This is a genomic window from Bacillus sp. GMa5/1, assembly GCF_050172015.1.
In the GTDB taxonomy this organism is placed as follows: domain Bacteria; phylum Bacillota; class Bacilli; order Bacillales; family Bacillaceae_G; genus Bacillus_A; species Bacillus_A cereus.
In genome coordinates, this window is sequence record NZ_JBNLYC010000145.1 from 1 (window position 1) to 10166 (window position 10166).

The window sequence follows — 10166 nt, forward strand, 5'->3', positions numbered from 1 at the left end:
AATTTTTAGATTTTTATGAGAGTGTAATATAAACCGTGTAAGTAACCTACCATCCTAGGTAGTGGGTTACTTCACGGTTTTTCTTTTTCTAAAATTATTACGAAGGAGTGGTTACACTTGTGGTTAGAACGAAAAGAGATTCAAAATCCGTGAAGTTGGCTCAATCAAACTGAATTGAAGAATCGCTGGATGCAGATTTTTGATGAACTCAAAACTCGCGGTGTCGAAGATGTATCCTTCATCTCTATGGACGGAGTTTCGGGTCTTGAAGATGGCGCTCGGGCTATCTTCCCACAAGTTGTCGTACAGCGTTGTATCGTTCATTTGGTGCGTAATTCACTTCGCTACGTGCCAATTCAAGATTACAAGGAATTCTGTAAAGATTTGAAGAAATTCTATGGTGCTTCATCACTCAAAGCGAGCCACGCGGCGTTTGACGCATTCGAGAAGCGTTGGTCGCAATATCCAGGTGCGATTGACGTGTGGAAACGCAACTTCTCGCATGTCGAACAGTTCTTTGACTACGGCTCTGACATTCGCAAAGTTATGTACACGACAAACGCTGTCGAAAATGTCAATTCAAGTTTCCGTAAGGTAACGAAAAAAGGCGCTTTCCCGAACGAAAACGCCTTACTAAAGGTTCTGTATTTACGTGTAAAAGAACTCCAAAACAAATGGAATGGCGGTCATATCCGTAATTGTTCAATGGTGTTGAATCAACTTATGGTTAACGATAAATTCGCCAAACGTATTGAAAAATATAGTACTTACCTACCGTAATTTAAATACTTCGTTTGTTCGATAAGATAATTTGATATATCTGTGTTAGTGCCATTCCGCAAGAGGAATTCCACTAAATCTTGCTTTTGAAGAACAGGATTAATAACGGCTCCATCTAGCTGACTTAGGATCTCAACGATGCCATGATGTGAAAAACTCTTGATTGCTTTAAAAAGTTCTGCATCACGTTTCTTTCGCTTGGCGGATTCTTCAGGGTACCCAGTATTGAACGGTTCTTCAAATAGTTTCTCAAGCGTGAAGCGAAGATTTAATTCGCCCGCCCAACCGAAGTTCAATCCAAGTGGCAGTGATGCACAGTTTCCGTTATTTATCCTACCGAATAGGAACGCATCTGTTGGAGTTGGCAGATAACCGCTAATGACATTCGGAAGTGTATTACAGGCAATCGACATACCAACACCGCTACTACATCCAGTGACGACAAAATCAACTGCATCTGAATTTAAAAGTAGACCAACAGCTAAGGACACTTGGATATAGCTTAACACGGATTCTTCAACTGTAACACCAAAATTGAGCACTTCATATCCATGCCTCGCCACAGCCCTTTTTGTCTCTTCAAAAATCATTTCATTTTTGCTAGTTTGGGTACTTGCTTGTATCACCGCTATCTTCATTCTTCCACGACCTTTCGATTTAATTATCACACAAACCGAAAGTCAAAAGAAGATAAAAAAGACAGAAGCGATCTTGCCTTAATATTTGCTATTCTATGTGTTCGTTTCAAAAACTTACACAGATTTCTTGACAATCCCTTTTTATCTTATCAAGTATTCAAAATTCTTTTTAAATATCTACTTTTCTTTTGATTATTTCTCTTATTCTTCTTTAAAGTGTAAAAATACGCTATTCTTTCTGTAGAATTATGGGAAAGGATGGCGTTTTTTATGTCTGTTTCTGTGTCTGACGAATTACAACTATTTGCCCAAGCAAGAGATTCAAAGTGCCCTATCTCCAAATGCCTTACGGGTTCTTGCTAGAGATGCTGGCTTTGTACAACGAACCAGTAAGTACCAAGCAAAAGATTTAGTCGCTTTATGTATATGGATGAGTCAAAATATCGCTACAACCTCTACTATGATTGACGTTGTATGAGCTTAGCTTGATAGTGATGTGGCGGTACCCCTTGTATAAGAGTTTGTTTTTAAACAATTCTGCCTCAATAGTATCCTGATATTACAAAAAAGAACTAAGATGTTTCACCCTAGCTCTTTTTTTAGCAATATCAACTTATTATTTACATTCCTCAATCATTATTTTACCTCATTGGCAACAAAGAAATGCTCACATACACTTGAAATACGTTTTAAATCCACATTGCCACCTGAAATAACTGCTACTACTTTTTTACCCTGCATATATTTATCAACTTTGCCTGCAAGAAGAGCGGCTGTGGCTAATGCTCCCGCACCTTCTACGACAGCTTTTCCGCGTTGCAGTAAGTCTTTCATCGCTACTTCTAATTCTTCTTCCGATACAGTTACAATGTCATCTACTAGGTTTTTTACAATTTCAAAGGTTAAATTTCCAGGTATTTTAACTGCACAACCATCTGCTATTGTTGGGGCTTTATAATGTGATACAATTTCTCCAGCATCATAAGAAGCTTTCATACCGTGTACGTTTTCAGCTTGAACTCCAATAATATTAATGGAGGGATTAAATGATTTCAGTGCTACAGCAATTCCTGAAATAATTCCTCCACCACCAATAGGTACTATGACAGTATCAACATCCCACATATCATCTAGAATGTCTAAGCCAATTGTCCCTTGGCCAGCCATTACTTCTACATCATCATATGGATGTAGGTATGTTTCGCCTGTTTCTTTTATAATCTCTTCACATTTCGCTTTTGCATCATCAAACGTATCACCGTATAAAATAACTTCAGAACCATATCCTCTCGTCGCATCCACTTTAGCTTGCGGTGCAGAGGTTGGCATCACAATTTTGCTTTTAATTTTGAGTAAATGAGAAGATAATGCAACACCCTGTGCATGATTTCCAGCTGAACAAGCGATTACACCACGTTCTTTTTCTTCATTTGTTAGTTGGGAAATTTTATTAAATGCACCACGAAACTTGAATGAACCCGTTAACTGCATATTTTCCAACTTCAAATAAATTTCTCCACCGGTTTTACTGGTTAAATAGAAAGATTTAACCAAAGGCGTTTTTCTAGCATTTCCATCTAAAATTTTTTGTGCTTTTTTTATATTCCCAATGTTGAGTGGTAAAATTTCATTACTCATATTAACACTTCTTTCAATGGCTTATAATCTAACTCTAGTGTTGCACCTAAATTCTCATAAGTTATCGTACCCTTGTAAATATTTATCCCCGTTGCTAAAGCCGGTTTATTTTGGATTGCATTCTCTAATCCATTTTTAGCTATTTCTAGTAAATACTCAATATTTCCATTTGCTAAGGCCATAGTTGAAGTACGTGGAGTAGCACCAGGCATATTTGGTACTGCATAATGGATTACATCATGCTTAATAAATATAGGATTATCATGAGTTGTATAATGATCGACTGTCTCTACCGTACCACCTTGATCTATTGCAATATCCACAATGACACTTCCTGGCTTCATAGATTGAACCATATACTCTTTAACAATTTTAGGAGGGCGAGATCCTGGTATTAAAATTGTTGAAATAAATAAATCTGCTTCTTTAATCGTTCGCTCTAGATTTTCAGTATTAGATTCAATTATATTTACTTCTTCTGTTGCGTATTGCTTTCTTAAATATGCAATTCTTTCTTGATTAACCTCTAGAATTGTAACACTACATCCAATTCCAATTGCCATATCACAGGCATTAGTTGCAGCATTCCCTCCACCTAGGATTACAACTTTTCCGGCAGGGATTCCCTCAATACCTGATAATAAAATCCCCTCTCCTTGATGTTGTTTTTCTAAATAATAAGCTCCCATAAATACCGCACGTCTTCCAGCAATTGCACTCATAGGTTTTAATAATGCTAAATTTCCATCCTCACTAATAGTTTCACCAGCAATCGCAGTAGTTCCAGCTTTTCTCATTGCTTCTACACACTCTTTCGACGCAGCCAGATGTAAAAAACCCCAGATTATAAGATCTTTTTTAAAGTAGCGATATTCTTCAGGTAATGGTTCTTTTACTTTAACTACCATATCGACTTCCCAAGCTTCTCCTTGTGCTACTAAATTTGCACCTGCGCCTGTATATTCATCATTTGTATATCCTGATCCAATACCTGCATCTTTTTCTACTAAGATTTGATGCCCTTCTTCAACTAACTTCCGAACATTTTCAGGAGTCATTCCTACACGTGCTTCTCCCTTTTTTATCTCTTTAACTACTCCAATTCTCACTTCTAACACATCCTTTTATAAGCAATATAATACCTGGGATTAAAAAAGTAATACATGAATTTACCAATCTTATTATGTCCATTCATGTTATTTTTATCGCCTAACTAGCTTTTAAGGTAGAAAACATCCAATATCAATTATTGTTATAAGGATGTGTAAACATTTTTCGAAATCCCAGGTAATATTCCTCCTTCCAAAAGTATGTTGAATTGATTCGGCGACTAAAGAGACGATGCACTGAAAGAATATATGTACTGAAATTGTCGCGATAACAGCATTGCTACTTGTATTAATAACAGAAACTGTATTAGAATTCACATTGGCAAAATAATATATGAACTAATTCAGTCAATGATGACCTCATAAACGTAGATGTAAATTAAGAAACCTCTTTAGAGAAAAAATCCCTGATTAGGGACTATTACTGTGCTTTTACAGCAAGGCTATTCAAGAAGTTACTAATTGAAGAAGCTTGAAAAATACGTAGGCTAAAAGAGCTGATATTATAATACTTTTCAGTAATTATAAGTATTGATGGAAAGAATTTAGATTCTTTTGGCTGCCAAGATTCGTTATGCCATTCCTGACTGTGGAAGTATAATTCATACCTATTTATTTTATCTTGCATAACTTTTTTGCTGTAAACTGACCTCTGGACTTCAATGAAAAATGGAGATCTACGCCAAATTGTAAATGCATCAGGTTCCATGAATTCTTTACCGTACTTTGGCTCCACTTTAAACAGTTTAGGTTTTTCATAATAGATAAGCTGTTTATACACATCTAATATGCCAAGAAAGTGGGGAATCTTTTGGCTAGTTTTGCGAAGTGTGCTGGATTGAGGGAAGTAAATGTATGGGTGTTGCGTGATATTGGCATCCACATGACCATCTCTTCTTAATCGTTTCATCACTGTATTACAGCATGTAACCGCGTTCTTTAATCCTTGAAAATGCAAATCAATAATGTCATCACGAGACATACATCTAAAACGTTTCAAATTGTTTAGTATGGCTTTGTCTCTATTCCTCATAATCTAACACCCCGAATAATTGATTTTCTTCTTGTGGTGGATTTTGCAACTTTATATTCTCTTTCGGAACGCGATAAGGTTCGACTATCTTCTTAGCTTTACTTAATTCTAAATAAGGAGATTGTACTTTCTTTAATCCATTTAACTTTAATATCATTTGGCCAGATTGCTCCAAGCGTTCTGAACCAGGAGTACCCATAATATTACTGTTAATTGTACTATCACATTTAAAGCCCATTCTAACCGTCATATTGAGCTTTAACTTACCATCCAACACTTTTGCATCAGGACGTTGCATACTTAGCATTAAAAAAACTCCAAGTGCCCTTCCGACTGCCGATATTTTTTCAACTATAGACATACTTTCTTTTTCATCTTGTAACATAACCACTTCGTCGATAGCAAGTAAGATATATGGTTTCTGATTATCAGGATTTAATTTGTTGTATTCGTCAATATGATCTACTTCATACTCTTCCATCAATTTTCTACGTTCGCGTATTTCCTTCCACACTTTCTGCAGCATAATCTTCATTTCGATTTCTTCCATGCAAACCTCTTTTACGTGTTTCACCCTTCGCAAGAAATGAAATTCGGAATTCTTCAAATCACCCAGGTACAAATGTAATTTATCAGGAGACATATATTGAATGAGTGTGGACAGTACAACGCGTACCATACTACTTTTTCCGCTCCCTGTCTCTCCTGCAATTAGAAGATGCGGCGTGTTTGAAGCAATCATGTCATACGTAATCATATTTCCGAATTGGTCACGTCCTACAATTACAGGAAGATGATGTTGTATTAATAAAGGTTGCCACTTCTTATAACTGTAATTGTATGCTTGTAGCCCTATATCCGAATGAAACACATTAAGTACAAACCTTTTAATATCACCTTCAATTGCTACATTACGCCCTAATATTTGTTGAAAGCAAAACCACTTTTTTTCGATGGTTTTCGGATCTAATCCGTTTGGAATGGTAAATATGTATCGAACCTTTTCTTTCGAAGAAGAAATGTCATGTATCTTCGGGTAAATGGGTACTTTCCCACCTCGTGTTTGATGGTCTACATATAAACCTGCCTTTATAAACACCTCTATAAGTCGATTCTTCAAACTTTGTTTATGCAGCCAATCCTTTAATATCCCCATGTAATTTCCTCCTTAAAACATCACCACAATTTGAATGAATACATAACCAATGAAACAAACTCCACCTATCCTTATTACATGATATATTCCATCGCTTACAAGTTTTGCTGCTTCAACATGATCGTTTTTAACAAGATGCTTTTCTAACAGCGTCCCTCCAATTGTCGTTATTCCTAAAGCTCCTAAAGAGATAAATGTAGTTAACATATAAATTTCCCCTTTATAAACAGAATTTTGAATGTTGATGATACATGGGCTTACAAACTTAGAAGTTTGGTAGAGGTATCTTGATAGCTACTTTGGTAGCAACCTTGATACATCTTATTGTGAATAGCTTGTACAATATGCAAATTTTTCTGTGCAATTGCGTATAGTTTTTTGCATTTCGGACAAGGATGATTAAAAAAGATTATGGAGGAGATTAACGTGTGGGGTAGAGGTATTGGGAGACATAGAACAAAGCTAGCTAAATTTTTAGCTAGCTACAATTACTCAATTCAGGATTTTTCTAAAGCTAGTAAGGTAAACAGAAATACATTAGGTCAACTGTGTAATGACAAGGATTATGTGCCATCACCAAATACAATGCAGAAAATAATGAAGATAGTTAGAAAACATGATTCTCGAAAACAAGTAACTGACTTTTGGCATATATAAAGAGAATAATCTCTTTATATATTATTCTTTATGCAAGCTTGATATCGATTTTTATAGGGATACTGTAGCGATTCCTTATAGGCATTTCCTAACTACTCTCTCGTTCTCCAATGAATCTTAATTTATTTTTGGTAGTGGAAGATTGTTTTCTTTTATTAAATCATAAATAAATTTTTCTAGTACACTTTCAGCTGCTTCTCGCATTTGATTTGATGTTGAATCATTAAACACCTTTTCTATCTCTCTAAGTAGTTGTTTTAAAGAATGATTGTCCTTGCTATTTTCCAGGAATTCCTCACCTAACCCTTGAACAAATGTACTAATAACAATTACCTTTTCCAATTTAGTTAGTTCCATCTCTATGCCTCCTAATCAGATTATCATTCTCATCTAACATGATATCTCCCCTAATTAATAAAGAATTACCAAAAGTATTGGTGTTATGACAAGATATGCATAGATACTTTCGAATCTCATGATTTAAGGGTTATATATTTCCTGTGGCCTAATCTTAACGATATGCCCAGGAACTTCCCTAAATCGTATAATTTTCATAATAGACAAGTAAAAGTCTCTAAAAGTATTCTTTTAAATTCAAATTACACGTTTGTTAGGATCTATAAATCCACATTTGAGGTAAATAGTGGATTTATAGATCCGTGTTTTTGGACAAATTTACCGGCTGAATTAACAGAAACTTTGTGTTACTCTGAACTTGTTGAATATCCCAATACATTCAACAATGCTCAAAATTGCATATTTACTATGCAACCATCCACCCAGATACCTTAGTTAATACTTCTCCCTAATTGTCGTTATTGCTAAGGTATCTTTTTAGATGCCCTGTGTGCAGGGCTTTTTTCTCTCAATGATAAAGCTATTTTCCCCTTGATATAATCAATTTTTTTAGTAAACTTTCTTAACAAAATTCAGATTTGGTATTTTTACTACCATTTACTTTATATACAGATTTTAAGTTTTGAAGTTTTCCCCTTACAATTTTGAAATCTTCTGCTAAAATCTAAACATATTTTTGCGACCACTAAACTAATATATAAAAATTAAGTACAAGACTTTTATTTCATTTTAAATGGTTGCCATAAAGATAAGGCAAATATCCAAGTAGGATCTCCATTTCCTTGATAGCTTTGAACCGTTTCATAAAATTTCCCTTGATACTCTACTTTATCGCCCTTAGTATATGCCTTCTTTGGATCCCATTTTTCAAAAGATACATTTTGATCTTTTGTTTTAATTGGAAGAATATCACTTTGAATCGATGTATTTCCAGCTGCATCTACAGCCCTCACTGCATATTTATATTCCTTATTAGCTGTTAAGTTTTGATCAGTAAACGTCGTTCCTTGTACCGTTTGAATCAATTGTCCATCACGTAACACTTGATATTCTTTTACACCCACATTGTCTGTAGAAGGATTCCATTTTAACTCTACACTGTTTGTTGTAACATCACTTGCATATAATCCTAATGGCTGTGTAGGAGCTTCTGTGTCCGGTTTAGGAATAACAATTTGATTTACTTTCTTCAAACCATCCTTTGTAACTTCATATATTACTTTTTTATCAAAGCTTTCGCGTTTATTATTATCTAAATTTATTAATATTGCTCTCTCTGCACCTTCTAGGTGTGTAAGTTCAATAAAATTGCCCACTTTTACTGGGACTGTTTTTGATTCAGCATTTTGCTGTTTATTCCCATAAACCTCTTTGTTATATACCACTTTACCTGATGTATCCTGTACTTTAATACTTGCATACGTACTATCAAAATAATTGTGTGGTGTACCTGCTATTAAACTAACTTGCAATTCTTCTGTTGATTTATTTAAATCAAGTTTTGCAAATTCAAAATCTCCTATACCCTTCATCGACCATGCAAACCGATCCCCTTCTAAAATGTTTGGAGATTCATTTTTGATTTTCACCTTTTTTTCCACAGTTTGATCAAATATATCTGTTAATACAATTTTTGCATAAGTATTTGTTGGTAATGATATAGATTGACTGATTCCATTTTGATAAGATTTAATATCATTAATTACGTTAATCGGTTGGCCCGTCATATTTTCATTATTATAAATTTCAATTTTCCCCTTAAATTGAGGTGTACTACTATCTTTTAGTTGCCAAGATATATTTAATTTTTCATTTTCATAATACATAGACTTTACATCATAATCTAGTTTTCCTATTTCAGGTTGGCTAGGTTGATTTAACGTAAATGTTTTTCCTGTTCCAATAGTTGATCGAGAGTCTCCCCCAGCCTTAAACCAAAGATATTCTGAAGTAGCTCCCCCATCCCAATTATTATTCAATGGCTCTTGCCCCTCTATTGATTGAGTATTCCAAGATGTCCATTTTTTATCTGAGATATTTCTTCCATATCCATTTTTTACACGTGCCTCTCTTACATCTTGTCCATTACCAAGCCAGTCTTCTTGAAACAGCGTTTGTCCATAGTTAAATGTAACGTTAGGAACTGGAAAGTCCATAATCCCAATAAGCTTCCATTGGTTTTTTGAAACATCTTTTAACCACTGTCCAAATTTTGTGTGTCCATTCTCTTGCCAAGAACGCATTGTCATGCGATACCAATTATAATTCTTCCAATCATATGTCGTCTGAATTTTAAGACCTGTTCCTTCTCCACCAAAATTACTTGCAACTGATGTAGGGGATACATATTCTGCTTTTATTGCTTCCTTAGAAGAAATAGGATCCCAAACTGCAAAGTGTAAAGTACGCTTTCCATTTTCATCAAAACCGCTTTGTTGTTGGAATCCAGCATACCCACCAGCTTCTCCCCCCTGGTTCCAGTTATGTACAGCCCAATATGTATAAGGTGTTGTTTGAACAGGAGACCAGTCTATACTAATAATATCTGAAGAAACACTATTTTTAGGTGTAACATAAACTCCTGGAGCAGACGCCGCCTCTATGATAGAAATTGATGAGCCAAACATCGAAAACATCGTACTAGCTGCTGTAATTGCTAGGATTTTTTTGACGCCATTTCTTGTTCTTTGATTGAACATAATTTTCCCTCTCCTCCTCCGTTATTAATAACTATTTAAAATAATATCTCTCTATATACAATTGAACAAATTTCCCATGAATGTAGTACTATCTTAATA

10 protein-coding genes and 2 pseudogenes are annotated in these 10166 nt (G+C 35.0%); 3 read left to right on the forward strand and 9 right to left on the reverse strand.

Features of this window, described 5'->3' with window-relative positions; all coding sequences use genetic code 11:
• Positions 1 to 156: 156 nt before the first annotated feature.
• Positions 157 to 780 (forward strand): annotated as a pseudogene (locus ACQGSG_RS22850) (IS256 family transposase); the annotation flags it as partial.
• On the opposite strand, the gene ACQGSG_RS22855 reads toward ACQGSG_RS22850, so the two are convergent.
• Positions 768 to 1418, reverse strand: a complete 651-nt coding sequence (locus tag ACQGSG_RS22855) for an RpiB/LacA/LacB family sugar-phosphate isomerase (RefSeq protein WP_426948087.1) — start codon at positions 1416 to 1418, stop codon at positions 768 to 770. The pseudogene ACQGSG_RS22850 and the gene ACQGSG_RS22855 overlap by 13 nt on opposite strands.
• Before the next feature lie 270 nt (positions 1419 to 1688).
• On the opposite strand from ACQGSG_RS22855, the pseudogene ACQGSG_RS22860 reads away from it, so the two are divergent.
• Positions 1689 to 1875, forward strand: a pseudogene (locus tag ACQGSG_RS22860) (IS4 family transposase); the annotation flags it as partial.
• A 179-nt stretch (positions 1876 to 2054) separates the two neighbouring features.
• On the opposite strand, the gene tdcB reads toward ACQGSG_RS22860, so the two are convergent.
• The 6 genes from tdcB to ACQGSG_RS22890 all read right to left on the reverse strand — a co-directional run bounded on the left by tdcB (position 2055) and on the right by ACQGSG_RS22890 (position 6561).
• Positions 2055 to 3056 carry a bifunctional threonine ammonia-lyase/L-serine ammonia-lyase TdcB gene (gene tdcB / locus ACQGSG_RS22865; RefSeq protein WP_426948089.1) on the reverse strand — a complete coding sequence of 334 codons (1002 nt, stop codon included), beginning with the start codon at positions 3054 to 3056 and terminating at the stop codon, positions 2055 to 2057.
• Positions 3053 to 4165 carry an alanine dehydrogenase gene (ald, locus tag ACQGSG_RS22870; protein ID WP_426948091.1) on the reverse strand — a complete coding sequence of 371 codons (1113 nt, stop codon included), beginning with the start codon at positions 4163 to 4165 and terminating at the stop codon, positions 3053 to 3055. The genes tdcB and ald overlap by 4 nt, the downstream gene beginning before the upstream one ends.
• A 111-nt stretch (positions 4166 to 4276) precedes the next feature.
• Positions 4277 to 4483 carry a hypothetical protein gene (locus ACQGSG_RS22875; protein ID WP_426948093.1) on the reverse strand — a complete coding sequence of 69 codons (207 nt, stop codon included), beginning with the start codon at positions 4481 to 4483 and terminating at the stop codon, positions 4277 to 4279.
• Positions 4484 to 4586: 103 nt separating this feature from the next.
• Complete coding sequence (locus ACQGSG_RS22880; RefSeq protein WP_426948095.1) at positions 4587 to 5198, reverse strand: replication-relaxation family protein; 612 nt, start codon at positions 5196 to 5198, stop codon at positions 4587 to 4589.
• The gene (locus ACQGSG_RS22885; protein WP_426948096.1) at positions 5188 to 6354 is read right to left on the reverse strand and encodes an FtsK/SpoIIIE domain-containing protein; all 1167 of its coding nucleotides are present in this window, start codon (positions 6352 to 6354) and stop codon (positions 5188 to 5190) included. Before ACQGSG_RS22885 ends, ACQGSG_RS22880 begins: the two co-directional genes overlap by 11 nt.
• A gap of 12 nt (positions 6355 to 6366) precedes the next feature.
• Entirely contained in the window at positions 6367 to 6561 is a 195-nt protein-coding gene (locus tag ACQGSG_RS22890) for a hypothetical protein (protein WP_426948098.1), read from the reverse strand.
• A gap of 204 nt (positions 6562 to 6765) precedes the next feature.
• Between ACQGSG_RS22890 and ACQGSG_RS22895 the strand changes: the two genes are divergently transcribed.
• Positions 6766 to 7011, forward strand: coding sequence for a helix-turn-helix domain-containing protein (locus ACQGSG_RS22895; RefSeq protein ID WP_043308935.1), 246 nt, complete (start codon positions 6766 to 6768; stop codon positions 7009 to 7011).
• A 117-nt stretch (positions 7012 to 7128) separates the two neighbouring features.
• On the opposite strand, the gene ACQGSG_RS22900 is transcribed toward ACQGSG_RS22895, so the two are convergent.
• Together ACQGSG_RS22900 and ACQGSG_RS22905 are read right to left on the reverse strand one after the other, a co-directional pair.
• Positions 7129 to 7368 (reverse strand): hypothetical protein, encoded by a 240-nt coding sequence (locus ACQGSG_RS22900; protein WP_000424047.1) that lies wholly within the window; start codon positions 7366 to 7368, stop codon positions 7129 to 7131.
• Positions 7369 to 8087: 719 nt separating this feature from the next.
• On the reverse strand, positions 8088 to 10067 hold the full coding sequence (locus ACQGSG_RS22905; protein WP_426948100.1) for a DUF3472 domain-containing protein: 1980 nt from the start codon (positions 10065 to 10067) through the stop codon (positions 8088 to 8090).
• Positions 10068 to 10166 lie beyond the last annotated feature (99 nt).

What these genes read in the sequence shown, in the direction of transcription:
- ACQGSG_RS22855 (WP_426948087.1), bottom strand. Translation starts at nt 1,418, where the DNA reads ATGAAGATAGCGGTGATACAAGCAAGTACCCAAACTAGCAAAAATGAA.
- tdcB (WP_426948089.1), bottom strand. Translation starts at nt 3,056, where the DNA reads ATGAGTAATGAAATTTTACCACTCAACATTGGGAATATAAAAAAAGCA.
- ACQGSG_RS22880 (WP_426948095.1), bottom strand. Translation starts at nt 5,198, where the DNA reads ATGAGGAATAGAGACAAAGCCATACTAAACAATTTGAAACGTTTTAGA.
- ACQGSG_RS22885 (WP_426948096.1), bottom strand. Translation starts at nt 6,354, where the DNA reads ATGGGGATATTAAAGGATTGGCTGCATAAACAAAGTTTGAAGAATCGA.
- ACQGSG_RS22890 (WP_426948098.1), bottom strand. Translation starts at nt 6,561, where the DNA reads ATGTTAACTACATTTATCTCTTTAGGAGCTTTAGGAATAACGACAATT.
- ACQGSG_RS22895 (WP_043308935.1), top strand. Translation starts at nt 6,766, where the DNA reads ATGGAGGAGATTAACGTGTGGGGTAGAGGTATTGGGAGACATAGAACA.
- ACQGSG_RS22900 (WP_000424047.1), bottom strand. Translation starts at nt 7,368, where the DNA reads ATGGAACTAACTAAATTGGAAAAGGTAATTGTTATTAGTACATTTGTT.
- ACQGSG_RS22905 (WP_426948100.1), bottom strand. Translation starts at nt 10,067, where the DNA reads ATGTTCAATCAAAGAACAAGAAATGGCGTCAAAAAAATCCTAGCAATT.